Source organism: Lyngbya aestuarii BL J, from assembly GCF_000478195.2.
Lineage (GTDB): Bacteria > Cyanobacteriota > Cyanobacteriia > Cyanobacteriales > Microcoleaceae > Capilliphycus > Capilliphycus aestuarii.
In genome coordinates this window covers 1-266 of the sequence record NZ_AUZM01000439.1, presented here as the reverse complement: position 1 = coordinate 266, position 266 = coordinate 1, and the positions used below count along the sequence as shown (strand labels likewise).

Annotated in this window: 1 protein-coding gene; it reads right to left on the bottom strand. The window is 39.5% G+C overall.

What is annotated here, in order from left to right:
- Positions 1 to 266 (bottom strand): Tic22 family protein (locus M595_RS28850; protein WP_023070087.1); only part of this gene is annotated, 266 nt, incomplete at both ends.

Below are 266 nucleotides of genomic sequence, written 5' to 3'. Positions count from 1 at the left end.
TGCTTTGATTTTGTTGACCAATTTCATAAATTTTTCCAAGAGGAACTGCTGTAATTTGAACTGAGGAAGCCAATTCAGGATTTTGGGTTTTCAACTCATTAATAAAAGCTTGAGCATCCTGACGACTAATATAAACTTCGACAACAGAAGCACTCTGACCTTGACTTTGAGCCGTTCCCACTAAAGGAGAACCTTCGGAGTCTGTAATGGTAAAGACAGGAACTGCACCCAATTTTTCTAAAACTTCGTTAGGGGTGAGTGCGAAT